This window comes from Gordonia shandongensis DSM 45094 (assembly GCF_000423025.1).
GTDB lineage: Bacteria > Actinomycetota > Actinomycetes > Mycobacteriales > Mycobacteriaceae > Gordonia > Gordonia shandongensis.
This window is the reverse complement of sequence record NZ_AUHE01000011.1, coordinates 25,403-45,502: the sequence shown is the minus strand read 5'-3', so window position 1 is coordinate 45,502 and position 20,100 is coordinate 25,403. Positions and strand designations below refer to the sequence as shown.

At 67.7% G+C, this 20,100-nt stretch carries 18 protein-coding genes; 2 read left to right on the top strand and 16 right to left on the bottom strand.

All coding sequences use genetic code 11. From position 1 onward, the window contains the following. Positions 1-2: 2 nt before the first annotated feature. From G528_RS0110650 to lspA, 13 genes are all read right to left on the bottom strand, one after another. Positions 3-1,172, bottom strand: coding sequence for an MlaD family protein (locus tag G528_RS0110650; protein ID WP_156890423.1), 1,170 nt, complete (start codon positions 1,170-1,172; stop codon positions 3-5). After that, the gene (locus G528_RS0110645; protein ID WP_425402229.1) at positions 1,160-2,260 is read right to left on the bottom strand and encodes an MCE family protein; all 1,101 of its coding nucleotides are present in this window, start codon (positions 2,258-2,260) and stop codon (positions 1,160-1,162) included. The genes G528_RS0110650 and G528_RS0110645 overlap by 13 nt, the downstream gene beginning before the upstream one ends. Further along, complete coding sequence (locus G528_RS0110640) at positions 2,260-3,360, bottom strand: MCE family protein (RefSeq protein ID WP_026918949.1); 1,101 nt, start codon at positions 3,358-3,360, stop codon at positions 2,260-2,262. Before G528_RS0110640 ends, G528_RS0110645 begins: the two co-directional genes overlap by 1 nt. Then, positions 3,354-4,346: an MCE family protein gene (locus tag G528_RS0110635; protein ID WP_035719755.1), complete on the bottom strand. Its 993-nt coding sequence runs from the start codon at positions 4,344-4,346 to the stop codon at positions 3,354-3,356. Before G528_RS0110635 ends, G528_RS0110640 begins: the two co-directional genes overlap by 7 nt. Beyond that, the gene (locus tag G528_RS0110630; protein ID WP_026918947.1) at positions 4,343-5,377 is read right to left on the bottom strand and encodes an MCE family protein; all 1,035 of its coding nucleotides are present in this window, start codon (positions 5,375-5,377) and stop codon (positions 4,343-4,345) included. The genes G528_RS0110635 and G528_RS0110630 overlap by 4 nt, the downstream gene beginning before the upstream one ends. Then, positions 5,374-6,687, bottom strand: a complete 1,314-nt coding sequence (locus tag G528_RS0110625) for an MCE family protein (RefSeq protein ID WP_026918946.1) — start codon at positions 6,685-6,687, stop codon at positions 5,374-5,376. The genes G528_RS0110630 and G528_RS0110625 overlap by 4 nt, the downstream gene beginning before the upstream one ends. 3 nt (positions 6,688-6,690) lie before the next feature. Continuing rightward, on the bottom strand, positions 6,691-7,557 hold the full coding sequence (locus tag G528_RS0110620; RefSeq protein ID WP_026918945.1) for an MlaE family ABC transporter permease: 867 nt from the start codon (positions 7,555-7,557) through the stop codon (positions 6,691-6,693). 1 nt (position 7,558) lies between these two features. After that, positions 7,559-8,356, bottom strand: coding sequence for an MlaE family ABC transporter permease (locus G528_RS0110615; RefSeq protein WP_035719753.1), 798 nt, complete (start codon positions 8,354-8,356; stop codon positions 7,559-7,561). A gap of 357 nt (positions 8,357-8,713) precedes the next feature. Continuing rightward, positions 8,714-10,096 carry a threonine ammonia-lyase IlvA gene (ilvA, locus tag G528_RS0110610; protein WP_026918943.1) on the bottom strand — a complete coding sequence of 461 codons (1,383 nt, stop codon included), beginning with the start codon at positions 10,094-10,096 and terminating at the stop codon, positions 8,714-8,716. Next, complete coding sequence (locus tag G528_RS0110605) at positions 10,059-10,334, bottom strand: hypothetical protein (protein WP_026919026.1); 276 nt, start codon at positions 10,332-10,334, stop codon at positions 10,059-10,061. Before G528_RS0110605 ends, ilvA begins: the two co-directional genes overlap by 38 nt. A gap of 70 nt (positions 10,335-10,404) precedes the next feature. After that, a complete protein-coding gene (dnaE, locus tag G528_RS0110600) occupies positions 10,405-13,941 on the bottom strand; it encodes a DNA polymerase III subunit alpha (RefSeq protein ID WP_026918942.1) in 3,537 nt (1,178 codons plus the stop codon). 99 nt (positions 13,942-14,040) lie between these two features. Continuing rightward, positions 14,041-14,967, bottom strand: coding sequence for an RluA family pseudouridine synthase (locus G528_RS0110595; protein ID WP_026918941.1), 927 nt, complete (start codon positions 14,965-14,967; stop codon positions 14,041-14,043). Continuing rightward, positions 14,960-15,550, bottom strand: coding sequence for a signal peptidase II (gene lspA / locus G528_RS17205; protein ID WP_051198672.1), 591 nt, complete (start codon positions 15,548-15,550; stop codon positions 14,960-14,962). The genes G528_RS0110595 and lspA overlap by 8 nt, the downstream gene beginning before the upstream one ends. An 82-nt stretch (positions 15,551-15,632) precedes the next feature. Here lspA and G528_RS0110585 point away from each other — a divergent pair, with 82 nt between their 5' ends. Next, positions 15,633-16,610, top strand: a complete 978-nt coding sequence (locus G528_RS0110585; RefSeq protein WP_245569743.1) for a hypothetical protein — start codon at positions 15,633-15,635, stop codon at positions 16,608-16,610. A gap of 54 nt (positions 16,611-16,664) precedes the next feature. On the opposite strand, the gene G528_RS0110580 is transcribed toward G528_RS0110585, so the two are convergent. Continuing rightward, positions 16,665-17,282: a WKL family lipoprotein gene (locus G528_RS0110580; RefSeq protein ID WP_026918939.1), complete on the bottom strand. Its 618-nt coding sequence runs from the start codon at positions 17,280-17,282 to the stop codon at positions 16,665-16,667. A 187-nt stretch (positions 17,283-17,469) separates the two neighbouring features. On the opposite strand from G528_RS0110580, the gene G528_RS0110575 reads away from it, so the two are divergent. After that, positions 17,470-18,408: an asparaginase domain-containing protein gene (locus tag G528_RS0110575; protein ID WP_026918938.1), complete on the top strand. Its 939-nt coding sequence runs from the start codon at positions 17,470-17,472 to the stop codon at positions 18,406-18,408. Positions 18,409-18,433: 25 nt separating this feature from the next. Here the strand turns inward: G528_RS0110575 and G528_RS0110570 are convergent, their stop codons facing one another. Further along, a complete protein-coding gene (locus tag G528_RS0110570; protein ID WP_156890421.1) occupies positions 18,434-19,819 on the bottom strand; it encodes a DNA polymerase IV in 1,386 nt (461 codons plus the stop codon). A gap of 3 nt (positions 19,820-19,822) precedes the next feature. After that, positions 19,823-20,011 carry a hypothetical protein gene (locus G528_RS0110565; protein WP_026918936.1) on the bottom strand — a complete coding sequence of 63 codons (189 nt, stop codon included), beginning with the start codon at positions 20,009-20,011 and terminating at the stop codon, positions 19,823-19,825. Positions 20,012-20,100 lie beyond the last annotated feature (89 nt).

The window sequence follows — 20,100 nt, the reverse complement described above, 5'->3', positions numbered from 1 at the left end:
CGTCACTTGTCAAGCGGAACGGTCCTCGCGTTCGGATCATAGTTCGGCGGCGGCCCGGCCGTGTCGTCACCCTCGGGGCGCGGCGCATTCGCCGAGCCGCGGATCTGCTGGTTGGGATCCTCGGTGACACAGTACAGATTCTTCGGAATCGTCAGTTCGAGGATCTTGGTCGGAGGCGTCGGACTCAGCTCGTAGTTGCACATCGGACGCGGGAAGAGCGACGCCATCACCCACCACGCACCGTCGTGGAACATCTTCTGTCCCTGAATCGAGCCGTCGCGGATCGACGGGAACAGAGTCGCCAGCGTGGGGGCGCGCACTGCGCCCTGCCGGGCGACGTCGAGGAACTGCGTCAGCACGTCGCTGAGCGGGTCGGTGATGTCGCCGATCGACCCGGCCAGACTGGTGAACCGTTCGGGCCCCGTCCCGAGGAGGGTCCGCAGTTCCTTGTCGGCCGACTTCGTGGCGTCGAACAGTGCGTTGAGGCCGCCGACGAGACGCGACAGATCCGGTTGGATGTCGGCCGTCGTCTTGAGGATGGTGCCCGTGTTCTCGATGAGCCGCGTGGTCTGCGGCAGCACCTCGTACAGGTCGCGGAAGATCACGCCGCCGGACTGGAAGATCGATTTCAGCTGGTTGGGGCCGCGATCGTTGAGCGCGATCTCGAGTTCCTTGAGCGTCGACGTCAGCTTCGGGGCGTCGATCTGGCTGATCACGTCGAGCGACGACTGCAGCATGGACGCGAATCCCGCGGTCACATGCGTCTGTCGGACCTGGATCTCGTCGCCGTCGGACAGGTACGGCCCGTCATCGGTGGTCGGCGTGATGTCGACGTACTGCTCGCCGGCCGCCGACAGCCCGAGTGCGGAGAACTTGGCGTCGCGGTTGATCTTGACGTCATCCCGCAGCCGCAGGGTCACGTCGACGCTCGTCGGCGTGACCTGAATGTCCTCGACGTCGCCGATCTCACTGCCGCGCAACATCACCTTGCTGGTGTCCTGCAGACCGCCCGACACCGGGAAGTGCACGGTCACGTCGTACGTGCCCTGCCAGGGCCGCCACCCGAGGGTGTTGAACCCCAGGAAGGCGAGCCCCAACACCATGGTCAGGACCAGCCCGAGGTTCCCCAGGAGGATCTGATGCTTCCGGAGCCACGCCATCATTTCTCGCAGCACCCCTTGGTTCCGGTCAGCCGCGCGATGATCCGCGCGATCGTCTGCTCCATGCTGTGCATGCCGTTGGTGACGTCCGCGATCTCCGGAAGGCGGCTCGCCGAGTCGAACCCGGCGCCGGTGGTCAGCCAGTACACCTTCGCGCTGACGACGGCCGCCGAACCCGGTGTGGCCTTCGCCCACTTCGGGTTCAGGACGCGCAGTCGGTCGGCCAGCGGACCGAAGGTCGGCGCCGACTCCCGCAGAGCGATCAACGTCGTGTTCAGGTGCCCGAGCATCTCGGTGAGATCATCCTGCCCGGTGTTGAGGAAGTCGTTGGTGGCCGCAGTGACCTTGTTCGACTTGTCGAGCGTCGACAGGATCAGCTCGAGCTGATCGTTGACGACGTCGATCGCCGGCGGGATCTTGTTGACGGCGGCCGCGATCTGCTCGCGTCCGTCCGCGAGTTCGCGAGACCAGTGAGCCGTGGTCGCCATCGCCTCGTCCACGGCTCCGGCGTTCGCATTGAACTTCTCGAACGCCGTCGTGAACGCCTTGATGGCGCCGCGCAGCTCCGGCGCGTTGCCGCCGACCGCCGTGCTCAACTCGGTGAAGATCCGCTGCAGGGCGCCCACCGATCCGGAGTCCACCAGGCCCGTCATCGAGACCAGGAGGTCCTCGACCGTCGCGGCCGCCGAGGTGGGACCGGTGAGGCGTCCTCCGTCGGCCACATACCCGCGAGACGCGTCGTCGGGGGTCTCCAGTGCCACGAAGACGTCGCCGAGCGGAGTGGCCTGGCGCAGTTCCGCGCCGGTTCCCACCGGGATCCGAGAGTCCTTGCTCACGGTCATCGTCACTTCGGCCCGATAGTTGTCGGCGACGATCGACTCCACTTCCCCGACGTCCACGCCGCCCAGTTTCACCTTCGCCTTGTCGGGCAGGTTGAGGGCGTTGGCGAACGAGGTGTGGACGGTGATGGCGTCACCGATGCCGCCCGGTGCGGGGAGCGGGATCTGCTCCACCGTCAGACCGGGGACGGCACCGCACCCCGCGAGGCTCACCGTCGTCGCGATCGCGACGAGGGCCATTCCCGCTTTCCGCTTCACCATCATTTCTTCCCCAACTCCAGCAGTCCCGAGTAGATCCCCAGGTCGGGTCCGAGGTCCTTGAGCCGCCCGGTGCGACACCCCTTCCGGTCGATGTTGAGCGCCTCGCACAGCAGCGACAGCGACTCGTTGTCGAACAGCGACTTCTCGATGGGGACACTCGCTCGCCATGCGCCCTGTTCCTCGGAGACGGAGTTCGACAGGTTCTGGAACAGCAGCGGTGCCACGTCGATCGCCTCGACGACTTCGCGGGAGAAGTCCGAGAGGTTGGCCGCCAGCGACGCCAGGCGGCCGGTCGACGCGCTGATCGTCCCCGAGTTGGCCGCGAGGAAGTCGGTGGTGTTCTGCAGGGTCCTGTTGAGGTCGCCGAGCGATGCCACCAGGCCCACCGACTGGTCGCCGAGCATGTCGGCGACCCGTGTCATCGACGCGGAGAACTGCTTCATCTTCGGATAGTTGTCGGTCAGTGCGGTCGTGAGGGTGTTCAACGACGTGACGATCGATTTCAACGCGTCGCCGTTGTCGGCACCGAGCTTCCCGGCCTTCGACAGCGCGTTGAGGGCATCGCGCAACTTCTGTCCGTTGCCGTCGGCGACACCGTCGACGACGTCCACGAAGTCCGCGATCGGCCCCTCTCCCGGCTTGTCTCCCGACATCGACTTCACGATCTTGTCGATCGAGTCGAAGAGCGTCCCGATCTCGACGGGCGCTTTGGCGTGCTTGATGACGCCGCCGTCGCCGAGCTTCGGCCCACCGGTGTAGGCGGGCGACAACTCGATGTGCCGGGTGGTGACGATCGACGTGTTGACGATCGCCGCCGTCACATCGGCGGGAACGTCGATGTCGTTGTCGACCGTCATCTCGACCTTCACGCGGGTCCCCTGCGGTTCCACCGCGGTGACGCGCCCGACGGGCATGCCCAGGACGGCGACGTCGTTCTCCTCGAAGATGCCCGAGACGTCGTCGAAGTAGGCGGTCACCGTCTTGGACTGACCGAGGGCGGCGCCCCAGCTCGCCGGCAGCAGCGAACAGCCGCTCAGCACGAGGGCGCCGATCGCGAAGAGGGCCACGGTCGCCGCGCCGCGGCGGGTCATCGTCAGCATCCGTCCACCACCCGGGCCAGGCACAGCCAGTTGTCGGGGAACAGACCCCAGGACAGATAGCCGTTGGCGTACGGTCCGTCTCCCGTGATGTTGGTGGTCAACCGCGCCGTCACCGGCAGGATCTCCAACAGCTTGCGCAGGTTGTCACGATTCTTCTCCAACCCGTTGGCGATCGTGTTGAGGTTCGCCATGACGGGTGCGAACTGGTCGCGGTTCTCCGCGGCCACCGCCGAGGCCTGATCGGTCAAGGCCGCGAGCCCGTCGAGCATCCGCGTCACCAGACGTTCGCGGGCCACGATCTTGTTCGCCAGCTGTGCCCCCTGCCCGACGACGATGGAGAGCTGGAACCGACTGTCCTCGACCTGTCCGGTCACCGCATCGGTGTCCTTGATCAGCTGGTTGATCTGATCGTGGCGGTTGTTGATCACCTCGGACATCTGCGTCAGCGAGTCGAGCGTCGGCCCCATGATCGCCGGTGCCCCCGACAGCTGCCTGGTCAACGTGCGAATGCTGTTCGTGAGATCGTCGGCGTCGATCCCGTCGAGGACCGGGGTCCCCTTCTCGAGGGTCTTCTGCAGGTCGTAGGGGACGTCGGTGTGCTTGATCCGGTCCCCCGACAGCTCCTTCTCGGAGGTCCCCGTCGAGACGTCGATGTACCGCTGTCCCAGGAGCGTCGACATCTTGATCACCGCCGAGGCGTCGTCCTTGAGCGTCACCGCGGAGTCGACCTTCATGTCGATCACCACGTGGTCGCCGGCCAGCTCGGTCCCGCTGACCTCGCCGACGTCGATGCCGGCCACCCGCACCTTGTCGCCGGACCGGATGCCGCCCGCCTGGGCGAAGTCGGCAGTATAGGTGTGTTTGCCGATCCCGGCGGAGTTGATGCCGACGATCGCGACGAGCACCACCACGATGCCGACCGTGCCGAGGATGCCGATCCACAGCAGCCTGTTGCGGTTGAAGGCCGCAGCCACCCGTGTCTTCATCGGCACACCACCGAGTGCTGGGTGCCGCCGATCTTGTTGATCAACCCGGGTGGGAACAGCACATCGCCGATGGCGATGTCCAGATCGCACGCGTAGAGATTCAAGTAGGCCCCCTGCATCATCACCAATGGGAAGTGGCCGAGGAAGATCGGCAGATCCTTGGCGAGCTGGTCGATCTTGGCGCCGGATCCGATGAGCCGGTCGGTCGCCTCACGCGCCGCGGTACCCGCGGACTTCAGACTGCTCCGGTTCTTCCGGAACACGTCGGCGAAGCCCGCCGTGGTGCGGCCGACCTGCTCGATGGTCTGTCCGAACGCCTTCGAGTTGCCGTTGAGGCCCTCGACGAGGGTGCCCGCGCTCTCGAGCAGCGTCTGGACCTGTTTGCCCTGGGAGGCGAGCTCCCGCATCACGGTGCCCATGTTGCCGATGATCGCTCCGAGGACCTGGTCGCGATCGGCCATGTCCGAGGCCACCTGGCCGACCTGTTCGATGGTGCGGGCCAGGGAGACCTCGTTGCCCTGGAAGGCCTGGATCAGGCCCTCGGAGAGGGCGTTGACCTCTTCCGGGGTCATCGTGTCGAAGACCGGCTGGAATCCCGAGAGCAGCCTGGTGACGTCGAACGAGTCCTCGCCGGGGAGGCGCAGCTGCGATCCCTTCGACAGTTCGGGCCCCGGGGTGTCGCCGTCGAGCGACAGTGCCAGGTACCGCTGACCGATCAGGTTCTGGTAGCGGATGGCCGCTCGGGTGTTCGCGTAGATCTTCTGATCGTTCTGAAGCTCGAACGTCACGCGCGCCTTGTCGCCGTCGAGGTCGATGCCCTCCACCCGCCCGACGCGGACACCGGCCATGCGCACGTCGTCTCCGGAGTTCAGTCCCGATGCGTCGTCGAAGGTCGTCGAGTAGTTCTCCGTCGACCCGGGGATCGACCGCTCGAGGGTCGACCAGATGAGGTAGGTCACGAACAGCGCGACGACCGCGAACAGCGAGAAGCCGATCAGCGGCTTGCGAATGGTCGACTTGGCCTGGCTCACCGCGCCCCCTTCTTCTCCGGCGTCACGCCCGACACCAGTGGTCCGAGCATCAGCGTGTCGGCGGACGACGGGGTGCGACCGAGTGCCCCGCGGATCGTCGCCGCATCCTTGCCCGTGGTGACCGCACCCACCGGGTCGGTCGCCCTCTTCGTCGTCTTACTCGCCTTCTTCATGCCCTGCGGGTACACCGTGAGCGGTCCGGACATCGTGGGTCCGGTCCCCGTGCCCGGTCCGACGCAGCCGGGGCCGCGGAGCTGTCCGTACCGACCGCCGTCGTACACGGGGCAGTTCTGCCGGGTGTACTGCTGGAACGCACCGAAGCTGATGCCGAGGCTCAGCTGGACGCGCCCGTTGGTGCCGGTGAAGACCGTCAGGACCTTCCCGGCGAGCACGTAGATCTCGTGGAGCGCCTGCGGCAGCGCATCCGGGTCGAGCATCGTCGCGCCGAGCATGATGTTCATGTCGTGGACGATCCGCTTGCCGCCGTCGGCGTTCTTCGCGAAGAGCGCCTGCACCTGGTCGAGCAGACCGCCCGCCGACGACAGCAGTCCGGTCAGCTGCTCGGACTTCTCGGCGATCGTCATGGCCGGCACGGCCGACTTGCCCAGCGCGTCGAGCAGTTTCGGCGTCGAGTCCGCCAGTCCGCGAACCGCACGGTTGAAATTGTCGAAACCCGACGGCGCACCCGCCGGGAACTGCTCGTTGATCGTCTTCCAGTAGGTCTCCAGGACGCCGGAGAACGTCGCGAACGCCGCCCCACCGCCGTCGAGTGCGTCGGCGATGGTCCCGAGGACCATGCCGAGATCCTCCGGCGGCACGCTCTGCAGCAGGGAGCGCAGTTCGTTCTGCGCGTCCTGGAGGCGGATGGTCGGCGCGGACGTGTCGGCGCGAACGACCCCTCCGTCGGACAGTCGGTCCTGCGACGGCCGCTCGGGGGCGATGAGCTCCACCGAATTGACGCCGAACAGGTTCGACGGGACGGTCCGCGCCGTCGTGTTCGCCGGAATCCCGTCGGCCTGCTTCGGCTCGAGGATCAGGTGGACGTCTTTGCGCGGATTGGTGCCGCCGTCGACCATCGACACCGAGTCGACGGTGCCGACGATCAGGCCGTTGTAGCGGACGTCGGCCCCCGAGACGAGTCCGTCGCCGACGTCGGTCAGCTCCGCGGTGACCTCGGTGGTGCTGTCGAACTTGCCTTCGTAGCGCATGAACAGCAGCACGAAGACGACGACGCCGACCGCGAGAAACGCGATCCCCCGCAGCAGGTAGGTGGTCAGTGACGGATCCCGGCCGCCCGTATCGATTTTCATCAGCTACCCCGAAATCTTGATGCCGGCCGTGGTGCCCCAGAACACCAGGGTGAGGATCAGGTTCGCGAAGACGATCGTGATGATCGAGAGTCGGATCGCGTGTCCGGCGGCCACCCCGACGCCCTCCGGTCCGCCCGAGGCGAAGTACCCGTAGTAGCACTGGATGAAGGTGGTGAGCAGGACGAAGACGATCACCTTGAGGAACGAGTAGAGCATGTCGGTCGAGACGATGAACGAATCGAAGTAGTGCTCGTAGGTGCCGGCTCCCTGACCGCTCTGCAGCTGGAACATCACCTGCGAGGCGATGTAGTTGGCCGCCAGGGAGATCGCGTACAGGGGGATGATCGACAGCACGGCGGCGGACATGCGCGTCGTCACCAGGTACGGCAGCGGCCGGATCGCGATCGATTCGAGCGCGTCGATCTCCTCGCTGATCCGCATCGATCCGAGCTGTGCGGTGAATCGACAGCCGGACTGCGCGGTGAACGCCGTCGCCGCGAGCAGCGGCGCGATCTCGCGGGTGGTCGCGAAGGCCGACAGGCCGCCGGTCACCGGATCCATGCCCAGCAGGTGCAGGGCGGTGTAACCCTCGATGCCGACGGTGGCTCCGCCCATCACGCCGAGGATGATCATGACGCCGACGGTTCCGCCGCCGACGACGATCGCCCCGTTGCCCCAGGCGACGTCCGACAGCAGCCGCCAGACCTCCTTGCGGTAGTGCCGGAAGGTGATGGGCGCCAGACCGATCGACTTCACCAGGAAGGTGATCAGGTGGCCCATGGCGACGAGCCCGTCGCGTGGGGCCTCGACCGCCTTCCGACCCCACTGCAGGGGCCGCAGGGCGGGCGGGACATACCGTGACGCGGTCATCTCACACCACCTTCGCCGGCACGACGAGGGCGAAGAGCTGCGTCAGCACCACATTGACGGTGAACAGCAGGATCACCGAGTTGACGACCGCGGCGTTCACCGAGTTCGCGACACCGGCCGGACCGCCGCTCGTGGTCAACCCGCGGTCGCAGGCGACGATGGCGACGATGGCACCGAAGATCACCGCTTTCACCAAGGCGAACACGAGGTCGGAGACCCCGGCGAACGACGCGAAGGTTCCCGTGTAGCTGCCCGGTGTCCCGCCTTGGAAATAGACGTTGAACAGGTAGCCGGTGATGAAGCCGACGAAGCAGACGAAGCCGCACAGGAGGAACGAGACGACCATCGTGGCCAGCAGACGTGGCGAGATGAGGCGCTGGACGGGGTTGACGCCCATCACCTTCATCGCGTCGATCTCCTCGCGGATGGTCCGCGATCCGAGATCGGCGGCGATGGCCGAGCCGACGGCGCCGGCCAGCAGCAGGGACGTCACCAGCGGTGCGCCCTGGCGGATGACGCCCAGTCCGGTCGCCGCACCGGAGAACGATGTGGCACCGATCTGTCCGGCGATGTTCGAGACCTGGATCGACACGATGACGCCGATCGGGATCGCGACGAGGAGCGTCGGGAAGACCGAGGTCGACGACATGAAGGCGCATTGGCGGATGAACTCGCCGAAGGGGAACCGTCGCTTGACGATGTCCTCGACGAGGACCTTGAAGACCTCGACGAACATGGCGAGCTGTCGACCGAATGTCTCGAAGGACTTGGTGACGTGCTCGTGGAACCACTTGGCGATACCGGTGTCCCGGAATCCGCGGCGCGGTGCGTCCGAGCCCGCTGCAAGCGTTTCTGTGCTCACTCCCCTGCCTTCGCCTCGACCTGTCCTTCGTCGACGGGTTGCGGCCGACATCTGCGAGCCCCCGTCTCCGACGATCTGCTGATCGCTGCTCGTAATATACACAGCATTCTCTTCGCCATGTGCGAAGGCTCACACATAACTACACCTATGCAGGAAATCTCACCGAAGGTGTGAGGTCGGACGCGCGCGAGACGATGAAACGACGGTCGCCCACCGGGATTCCGATGGGCGACCGGGGCGTGCGACTGCAGCGGGATCAGACGACTGCAGCGGGATCAGGCGACTGCAGCCGATTCAGGTCAGGTAGCGGTACGCGGGCGTGTCCGGCTCCAGCCGCTCCACATTCAGCCGCGACCGGTGCATGCGATCGAGCAGGCCGTCCAGACCTGCGCGCTCACCGAGTTCCACGCCGACCAACGCGGCGCCGGTCTCCCGGTTGTTGCGCTTCACGTACTCGAACAGGGTGATGTCGTCGTCGGGCCCCAGCACCTCGTCGAGGAAGCGCCGGAGCGCGCCGGGCTCCTGTGGAAAGTTCACCAGGAAGTAGTGCTTCAGTCCGCGGTGGACCAGCGACCGCTCGACGATCTCCCCGTATCGGGAGACGTCGTTGTTGCCGCCCGAGATCAACGCGACCACGTTCGCGCCCGCCGGCAGCGACAGTTCGGTGAGTGCGGCGACGGCCAGCGCTCCGGCCGGTTCGGCGATGATCCCCTCGTTCTGATAGAGCTCCAACATCGTCGAGCAGATGGCCCCCTCGCTGACGTGGGTGACCGTGACGCCTCCGGGAGCGAAGTCGATGTCGCTCGGCGCGATGATCGGCACCCGCGGTTGATCGACGAGGCCGTGCAGCGCCGGGTGGTCGACGACCCGCGCGCCGGCCGCCGCCATGACCTCGTAGCCGAGGCCGCCGATGCGTTTGACGGCGGCGCCGTCGACGAACGAGTCGACGGTCGGCAGGGTGTGCGGCTCACCGACCACCAGTGCCGCCGACAGCGACACGGCGCCGTCGGGCTCCACACCGATCACCGCGACGTCGGGCAGCGCCTCGCGCAGGTAGGTCACGATGCCCGCCATGCAGCCGGCGCCGCCGACCGGGACGACGACGACGTCGAGGTCGTCGCCCAACTGCTCGGCGATCTCCAGACCGATCGTCCCCTGGCCGGCCGCGGTGCGCGGATCGTCGAAGGCGTGGATCCAGGTGGCGCCGGTCCGGAGCACGTCGCTCTGGGCGGCCGACGCGGCGGCGTCGTAGGTGTCGCCGACCGCGATCAACTCGACGTACTCCCGCCCGTGCCAGCGGATGCGATCCCGCTTCTGCTTCGGTGTGGTGGCCGGCACGTAGATGCGCCCCGGCACGCGCATCGTCGCGCAGGCGAAGGCGACGCCCTGGGCGTGGTTGCCCGCGCTGGCGGCGACGACACCCGCCGCCAGCTCCTGCTCGCTGAGCTGGGCCATCACGTTGTATGCGCCACGGATCTTGTACGAGCGCACCGTCTGCAGGTCTTCGCGCTTGAAGGAGATCTGCGCACCGGTGTCGAGACTCAGCCGCGGGCACGGCTCCAGCGGAGTCCGCCGGACGATGCCGTTCAGGCGGCGCGCGGCCGCCTCGATGCCCGGCCGGGAGAGGTCGGAGTCGGTCTCAGTCGCGGGTGTCGGCGGTGTAGTCACGCACCCCATCGTCCCACCGGTGGCCCGCCGACCGATAGCCGCCCCACCAGACGGCGACCGCGGTTCCCGCGCTGGTCCACATGGCCCACTCGCCCGAACCGCTGATCGCGAAGACCACCAGGGCCGTCAGCACGCCGGCCACGACGGCCGCCGCCTTGTGGACCGGCCACGGTACGCCGAATATCGAAACAACCGGCACCGCACGAGATCGTGCGGTGTCCGGAAGAATCAGAGTCAGCGTTGTCATACCGCAGAGTGTAGCACTCCCGCGACCACGAATTCGGCGACCCGAAATCAGCTGTTCCGGCGACGACGGCTCAGGCGGTGAGGCATCCCGGACCGAGCAGCGCCTTGAGGTCCCCCATCAGCGCAGACGACGGATTCACCCGCAACGCATCGGTGAGCCGGAGCTGCGTCTGACGGCTCTCGCTCACCAGGGTCACGTGGACATCGGACGTCCCGGGATGCCGCGTCAGAACCTGTTTGAGCGACCGGACACGGTCGGGCGTACAGGCACGCGCCGACAGCGTCAGACTCAGTGGCTTCGTGGTGCCGACCGCACTGAGATCCGGCACGGCGAGATCGTTCGCACTGATCATCGTCGAATCGTCACGCTTGTTGACCCGCGCCCGCACGAGCACGATGTTGTCGGGCACCAGGTCCATCGAGAACGCGAGATAGGCGCGCGGGAAGAAATAGACCTCCGCACCGCCGACCATGTCCTCGATGGTCACCGCGGCCCACGGCTCACCCTTCTTGTTCACCCGCCGCGTGACCGACGAGATGATGCCGCCGATCGTGATCTGAGCCCCGTCCTTGACCTCGCCCTCCAGCAGCGACGTGATCGAGGTGTCGGTCTGCGCGGCGATCGCGTGCTCCAGGCCCGCGAGGGGATGACCCGACACGTACAACCCGAGCATGTCGCGCTCGAGGGCGAGTTGATGCTTGGTCTCCCACTCCTCGTCGGGAACCTTCACCGCGAACACGTCCGACGAATCGTCTTCTCCGCCGGCACCGCCGAACAGATCGAATTGGCCCACCGCTTCGGCCTTCTTCGTCGACAGGACCGAATCGATCGCGTCGGCGTGAACCAGGAACAGCCCCTTGCGCGGATGGTCCAACGAGTCGAAACCGCCGGCCTTGATCAACGATTCGGTGACCTTCTTACTGCACGCCTGCACATCGACCTTGCCGAGGTAGTCCGAGAAGCTCGAGTACGGCCCCTTCTCCTCACGCGCGGCGATGATCGACGAGACCACGCCCGAACCGACGTTGCGGATCGCAGCGAGACCGAAGCGGATGTCGTCGCCCACCGCGGCGAAATCGGCGCGCGAGGCGTTGACATCGGGCGGCAGCACCGTGATTCCCATTTTTCGGCAATCGGCCAGGTAGATCGCGGCCTTGTCCTTGTCGTCACCGACGGAGGTCAGCAGACCGGCCATGTACTCGGCCGGATAGTTCGCCTTGAGGTACGCGGTCCAGAACGAGACGAGCCCGTAACCGGCGGCGTGCGACTTGTTGAAGGCGTACCCGGCGAACGGGAGGACGGTGTCCCACAGCGCGGTGATCGCGGCCTGCGAGAACCCGTTGTCCTTCATTCCCTGGGCGAAGCCGTCGTACGCCTCGTCGAGGATCTCCTTCTTCTTCTTGCCCATGGCGCGACGCAGCAGATCCGCCTGCCCGAGCGAGTAGCCGGCCACCTTCTGAGCGATCTGCATGATCTGCTCCTGATACACGATCAGCCCGTAGGTCTCGGAGAGGATCTCCTTGAGCGGCTCCTCGAGCTCCGGGTGGATCGGCTTGACGTCCTGCAGCCCGTTCTTCCGCTTCGCATAGTCGGTGTGCGCGTTGACGCCCATCGGCCCCGGGCGATACAGCGCCAGCACCGCGACGATGTCCTCGAATCCCGTCGGCTGCATCATCTTGAGCAGTTCGCGCATCGCGGCGCCGTCGAGCTGGAACACGCCGAGCGTGTCACCGCGGGCGAGGAGCTCGTAGGTCTTCTCGTCCTCCAGGGGCAGTGTGTCCAGATCGAGGTCGATTCCGCGGTTGGTCTTGATGTTCTCGATCGCGTCACCGATGACGGTCAGGTTGCGCAGCCCGAGGAAGTCCATCTTCAACAGACCGATGGCCTCGCACGACGGGTAGTCCCAGCCGGTGATGATCGCGCCGTCCTGCGCGCGCCTCCACACCGGGATCGCGTCGGTCAACGGCTCGGACGACATGATCACCGCACAGGCGTGCACACCCGCGTTGCGGACCAGTCCCTCCAAGCCGAGAGCGGTGTCGTAGATCCGCTTGACGTCCGGGTCGGTCTCGATGAGCGTCCGAACCTCGGTGGCCTCCGAGTACCGCTCATGCTCCGGGTCGGTGATCCCCCACACCGGGATGTCCTTGGCCATGATCGGCGGCGGCAGGGCCTTGGTGATGCGGTCGGCGATCGCGAAGCCCGGCTGACCGAACTGGACGCGCGCCGAGTCCTTGATCGCGGCCTTGGTCTTGATGGTGCCGAACGTGATCACCTGAGCGACCTTGTCGTGCCCCCACTTCTCCGACGCGTAGGTGATCATCTCACCGCGACGACGGTCGTCGAAGTCGATGTCGATGTCGGGCATCGACACGCGCTCCGGATTCAGGAACCGCTCGAACAGCAGACCGTGCGGGAGGGGGTCGATGTTCGTGATGCCCAGGGCGTACGCCACCAGTGACCCGGCGGCGCTGCCGCGTCCCGGCCCCACCCGGATGCCGACCTCGAGCGCATGGCGGATCAGGTCGCCGACCACCAGGAAGTACGCCGGGAAGCCCATCTGATTGATGACGCTCAGCTCGTACTCGGCCCGCGAGACGTACTCGGCCGGCGGGTGCCCGTTGAAACGGCGGTCGAGGCCGGCCATGACCTCGCGCGCCAACCAGGTCTCCTGGGTGAAGCCCTCGGGCACCGGGAAGATCGGCATCCGGTCGTGGTGGGCGAAGACCTCCTCGTACGACTGCACGCGGTCGGCGATCTCCAAAGTCGCATCGCACGCGCCGGGCACCACACCGTCCCACAGCTCACGCATCTCGGCAGCCGACTTGAGGTAGTAACCGTCACCGTCGAACTTGAACCGCGTCGGATCCGACAGCGTCTTGCCGGTCTGCAGACACAGCAGCGCCTCGTGAGCCTCGGCGTGATCACGCGTCACATAGTGGCAGTCGTTGGTCACCAGCGGCGGGATCCCCAGCTTCCTGCCGATGTCCAGGAGCCCCGAACGGACACGCTGCTCGATCTCCAGACCGTGCTCCATCAGCTCGAGATAGAAGTTCTCCCTACCGAAGATCTCCTGCCACTTGCCCGCCGCCTCGAGCGCCTCGGCATCGTGCCCCAACCGCAGGCGGGTCTGCACCTCACCCGACGGACACCCGGTCGTCGCGATGATCCCCTCGGCATGCTCGGCGATGATCTCGGCATCCATACGCGCCCACTTGCCCAGCTGCCCCTCGATCGACGCGAGCGAGGACAGCTTGAACAGATTCCGCAGACCGGCCGAATTCTCGGCGACCATCGTCATATGCGTGTAGGCACCCGAACCGGAGACGTCGTCGGACTTCTGATCGCGGGTGCCCCACTGGATCCGCTTGGTCGTGAACCGCGACTCCGGCGCGACGTACGCCTCGATCCCGATGATCGGCTTGATCCCGTGCTTGCTCGCCGTGTTGTAGAACTCGCTGGCGCCGAACATGTTCCCGTGATCGGTCATCCCGATCGCCGTCATCCCCAACCGCTCCGCCTCGGCGAACAACGGCGACATCTTCGCAGCGCCGTCGAGCATCGAGAACTCGGTGTGATTGTGAAGATGAACGAACGACCCCGACACGCGGCGACTCCTTATGGCGATGACCGGCTGACGGCTTCCACTGTAGGCCGCGCCGGCGACATTTCCGCGACCGACGCGGTGAGCTGCGACTCCGTGAGATCAGGGCTCGCGCAACACGTCGAGGGCATGCTGCAGATCGACCGGATAGTCGGCGGTGAACTCCACCTGTCGACCGTCCGCGGGATGCGCGAATCCCAGCGTCCGAGCGTGCAGCCACTGCCGTTCCAGACCGAGTCGCTCCGCGAGCACCGGGTCGGCCCCGTAGGTCGGATCACCGCAGCACGGGTGATGCAGGGCGGAGAAGTGCACGCGGATCTGATGCGTCCGGCCGGTCTCCAGGTGCACGTCGAGCAGCGACGCCGCCGCGAACATCTCCACCGTGTCGTAGTGCGTCAACGACGCCCTTCCGCCCGCGGTCACCGCGAACCTCCACTCCGATCCCGGATGGCGACCGATCGGCGCGTCGATGGTCCCCGACGGCGGGTCGAGACGCCCCTGCACGAGGGCGTGGTACCGCTTGTCGACCGTGCGCTGCTTGAAGGCTCGTTTGAGGAGCGTGTACGCCCGTTCGGACGCCGCCACCGCCATGACCCCCGAGGTGCCCGCATCGAGTCGGTGGACGATGCCCTGCCGCTCCTGGGCGCCGGAGGTCGAGATCCGGAATCCAGCGGCCGCCAGCGCCCCGATGACCGTGGGCCCCGACCAGCCCAGGGACGGGTGGGCGGCGACCCCCGCCGGCTTGTCGACGACGATGATGTCGGAGTCGTGGTAGATCACCTCGAGCTCCTCCACCGGTGTCGGCTCCACCGTCAGCGGCCGTTCCGGCTCCGGCAGGGTCACGTCGAGCCACGAGCCGGCCGCCAGCTTCGCCGACTTGCCGACCGCGCCGCCGTCGACCGTGATGTCGCCGGCGTCCGCGAGGCCAGCCGCCACCGTCCGCGACAGGCCGAGGAGGCGGGAGACGCCGGCGTCGACGCGCATCCCGTCGAGACCGTCGGGTACGGGCATCGATCGCGAGTCACGCATCCCCATCGTCCTCCCCGTCGGTAGGACGGTGCCCGGAGCGGCGGGCCGCCCATCCGGTCGTCGTCCCGTCGTAGTCGTATCCGAGCAGGGTGAGCACCACCAGGAGGACCGCTCCGCACACCACCGCCGAGTCGGCCAGGTTGAACGTCGGCCACCAGCTGCCGACCTGGATGAAGTCCACCACGTGCCCGCGCAGGGGGCCCGGCGACCGCACCAGCCGGTCGGTGAGGTTCCCCAGCGCGCCGCCGAGCACCAGTCCCAGGCCGACGACCCAGCCGAGCGAGCCGAGGCGACGGGCGAACCGCACGATCACGGCGACCACGGCGAGGGCCACGAACGTGAGCACCCACGTGTACCCGGTCGCCATCGAGAACGCGGCCCCGCTGTTGCGGACCAGTCGGAACTCCAGCACACCGTCGATGAGCGACACCGGCGACCCCGGGGTCATCTCGGCGACGACGAGAACCTTCGAGACGACGTCCGCCGCGTAGGCCGCCGCAGCGACACCCGCGAGGATCGGGATCAATGCGACACCGCGCCGACGGACCGGGACGTCGGCGTCGTGCGCCGAGGATCCATTCATGGGCTCGATTCTGCCAAGTGCGACGCCGAGGTCGACAGCCCGCCCGGACCGGGCGTCGGGCGACGCCATTAATCTCGACGATGTGAACACCTCGATGCCCCCTCGCCGATCGACGGCGCTCCCCCGGCGGACCGCGGTGATCGGTGCCGCCGCGACGATCGCGGCGGCGACGTTGCTCACCGCGTGCTCGACCGACGAGTCGACGACCGACGACGGCCCGTGTGCGCCGGCGGCCGCCAGCAAGGACGACGGATCGCGGTCGATCGGGATCCCCGACGCCGAGGTGACCCTGCAGTCGCCGGGCAGCGATCCGGCGCCGCTGCGCCGCACGCCGTCGATCGAGTCGGCCCAGCGCGTTCGACTCGAGACCTCGTCGGTCGAGGCCAGTCTGGTGCCCGCCGGCGACGGTCGGCAGGAGGCCAAGACCACCGAGCAGCAGTTGGTCACCCCGCTGACCGCGCGAACGGTCTGCGACGACGAGTCCAGCACGGAGTTCACCGTCGGCACACCGACGTCGAAAGACGACGAGTTGTCGGCACTGCTCCCCGCGCTCGACGGATCGACGGGTGGACTGTCGTTCAGCGACCGGATGACGCCGACGAGACTGCGGCTCAAGCCGCGCGAGGAATCCGAGTCGCCGGCGCGAAGCGCTCTCGAACAATCGCTCATCAGCGCGCTGGACTACACGGTTCCGCTGCCCACCGACCCGGTGGGGCCCGGCGCGACGTGGCGCAGCGTCCGCACCGTGTCGGCGGCGGCGACCGTCACGCAGACGATGACGGTGACCCTGGCCGCCCGTCGAGGCGACGTGCTCGACCTGCGGGTCGACGTCGACGAGGTGCCCGTCAACGCGATCTTCACCATCCCCGGATCGACGTCACGACTCCACATCAATCGCTACTCGATGAGCGGGTCGGGCACCGTCACGGTCGATCTGAACCGGGTGTTCCCCGTCGGCGGCGGGCTGACGCTGCGCGGCGCGCGGGAACTCGTCGGCGACGACCCCGACCAGCCGTTGATCCAGCGAAACGAATTCACCCTCGCCTGGAAGCGGTCCTGAGACCGTCCCCGGCGAGGGTGAACGAGTGATGGGTGAACGAGAGAGTGCGGGGACTCAGCTCGCTCGCTTGCTCGACGGCGCCGAGCTGCTCTTCGACGCCCCGCGCTCAGCCGAGCTGCTCTTGGCGGCCGACTTCTTGTTCTTCTTGGCCGATCCGCACAGCGGCGAGTCGACCTCCGCCTGAGTCAGCAGCGGGCACACGGTCTGCTTGGACAGCTTCCAGCGCCCGTCGTCGAACACGATGGAGGCGTCGATCGTGGTCGGCGGGTTGTTCGGCAGCGCCACCTCGACCTTGAACTTGGCCTTCTTGGGGCCGTTCTTGAGAACCGGGTTCTTGATCTCGTACTTGACCTTCGGGTTCTCCTTCTTGGCCTTCACGAGCTGGTCGAACAGCGATGGATCGGCCTCGGCCCCCTCGACGAGATCGACCTTCTCGGTCGACTTGACCTTCGGGTCGAGCGCCTTCTGAAGCATCTCGTTGAGCGCCTTCACCTTCGGCACCTTCTTGCCGTCGGTGAGTTCGGCATCGACCCCGCTCACCGCCGAGCTGCTCACGCTCGTGCTCGACGGCACCGGGGTGGCGTCTGCATTGTCATCGTCGGTACCGCAGGCGGCCGTCGACACCACGACGCCCGCCAGCACGACGCCGACTGCGAAATTGCGAATCTTCACAGAGATAGTCCTCACTTAGGTCAGGTCGAGCACGCCTGCGCGCCCGAACTCCACCCACTATGCCAAACAGCGGGACCGGCGCGCAGGGCGCCGATCCGACGGCGGTGACATCGACGTCCTTCCCACGGGCCCCATGCACCCCACCGACCTGCACACATTATTCGTCGCTCAATGGAACAATCGGAGCATGAGCACTCGTCAGGTCGTGATGATCACCACGGGCGGCACCGCCGCCTCCCAGACCACCGCCGACGGAGCGGTGCCCGTCCTGCACGCCGCGGACCTGGTCCCGTCGACCACCGGCGACGTGACCGTCCGCCCGGTCGAACTGATGGCGAAGGACTCCTCGGCGATGACCGTTCGCGATCAGTTCGCGATCGTGGCGGCCGTCGCCGACGCCCTCGCGGATCCCGGGGTCGACGGGGTCGTGGTGACGCACGGCACCGACACCCTCGAGGAGACCGCCTATCTCGCCGACGTCTTCGCCGCCGATCCGCGACCGGTGGTCTTCACCGGTGCGCAGTACCCGGCCGATCATCCGGCGGCGGACGGCCCCGCCAACATCGCCGCGGCCGTCGCGTTGGCCGCCGATCCGCAGTCGCGCGACCGGGGTGTGCTCGTCGCTCTCGGCGGGCGGGTCCTGCGCGCCCGCGGCGTGTTCAAGGTCTCGACGACCGATGTCGTCGGCTTCGACACCGTGCACCCGGATCTGCCGCGCCCCCTCGTGGCCGACGCCCTTCCCGAGGGGCATCCGGCCCGCGTCGATCTGCTCGCCCTCTATCCGGGCGTCTCGACCGGCACGATCGCGGCAGCCGTGGCCCAGCGGGCGGCGGGAATCGTGCTGTCGGCGACCGGGTCGGGCAACACCCACCCGGACATCACGGCGGAGGTGAACCTCGCCGTGCAGCGGGGCGTCAGCGTGGTCGTCTCCACGCGGGTGCCCTACGGCGAGGTGGAGCCGACCTACGGCGGCGGAGGCGGCGGCGTCGACCTCGCGCGCGCCGGAGCGGTCTTCTCCCCCTGGCTTCGAGCTCCGCAGGCTCGCGTCGCACTCATCGCACTACTGTCGTGCGGTGCCGACGGCGACGCCGTCGCGGCGTTCTTCGCCGCCTCGAACCCCGCGTAACCGACCGCCGGCCACCCGCCGACCGTCACGGGCCGACCGTCCACGCCAGGGAGTCGAGGGGGTCGGCGACGACGAGTGCGGGTTCGGGCAGGCGAAAGGTGACCGCCCTCCCGGGCCCGGTCGCCCGCGTCTCGAACCGGACGGTCACGACGCCGTGGCCGCCGCCCTGGACCCAGCCGTGACCGTGGTCGGGGTGGTGCACATCGGTTCCGGTCCGCCAATCGACTGCCGCCGTCGAACCGTCGGGGTCGTCGTGCTCAGCCGGACCCTCCTGAACAGGATCGTCCCCGTCCGGATCGTCCCCGTCCGGATCGTCCCCGCCCGGATCGTCCAGGTTCGGGAACAGCATCTCCTGGTGGGCTTCGGTGAGACCCGAGTAGCCGACGCCGACCAGGCGGATGGGACCGACGTCGAGCGGGTCGAGCGTCACCCGATGCGCGGCCCGCACCAGCATGTCGAGATCGGCGGTCGCAGCGGGCAGCGTCGTCGACCGCGTGAGGATCGACATGTCGGTCCTGCGGAGTTTGACGACCACGGTCCGGGCACCGCGGCCGTCTGCGGTCAACCGCCGGTGCGCGTCGGCAGCCGCGTCCGCGACCGCGGCCCGCAGGCGCGTGCCGTCGACGATGTCGACGGCGAACGTCGACTCGGCGCTGATCTGCTTGGATTCGGCGCGTTCGGCGACGGGACGCTCGTCGATGCCGCGAGCCAAACGATGCAACGCCGGACCGACCGCCGCACCGAGCACCGAGATCACCTCGGGTTCCGACAACGCCGCGAGCTGCCCGATCGTGTCCACGCCGAGACGGCCGAGGCGATCGCCCGTCACCGGACCGATCCCCCACAGTTTTCGCACGGGAAGACCCTGCAGGAACGACACCTCCTCGGAGGGCGCGATGACCCGGATCCCGTCGGGCTTCGCCAGCCCGGAGGCGATCTTCGCGATCTGCTTCCCCGAACCGAAGCCGACGGACGCCGGCAGACCGGTCTCACGACGGATCACCGCGCGCAGGTCGTGGGCGAAGGCCCGGGCGTCCTCGACGGACCGGCCGGCCAGGTCGGCGGGTTCGGCGAACGCCTCGTCGAATGACAGCGTCTCGATGACGGGGATCTCCGCGCGCAGCAGATCGAAGATCCTGGCACTGACGACCCGGTAGACCGAGCCGCGGGGAGGGACGACGACCGCCGACGGCCCCACGAGGCGTCGCGCCTGGTGCATCGGCATCGCCGAGCGGGCCCCGTACGCCCGCGCCTCGTAGCTCGCGCCCGCCACCACGCCGCGACCGCCCGATCCGCCGACCAGCACCGGGCGTCCGGCCAGTGTCGGCCGCGTGAGCTGTTCCACCGACGCGAAGAAGGCATCCATGTCGATGTGCATCACCCACCGGGCGCTACGTTCTGACGACGGCACGGCTCAGCGGTCGTCCCGACGTCGGCACAACTCGAGAACGCGGGGGTCGGTGCTCACGAACCGGTCGACCTCCTCGCCCGCGTCGCAGCGCAGGAGTGCGATCGTCACCGACTCGCGACGGCGACCCACGACCTCCCAGTGCGCGCCGTTGTCCTCCCACCGCTGGAGTCGTTCGAGGTCATCGCCGGTCATGCTCGCGATTCTACCGCCGGCCATCGACCACCCCGTCCTCCCGTGCACGCATCGCCGCCGATCGCGGGGAGGGCGACGGTCTCGCGCCG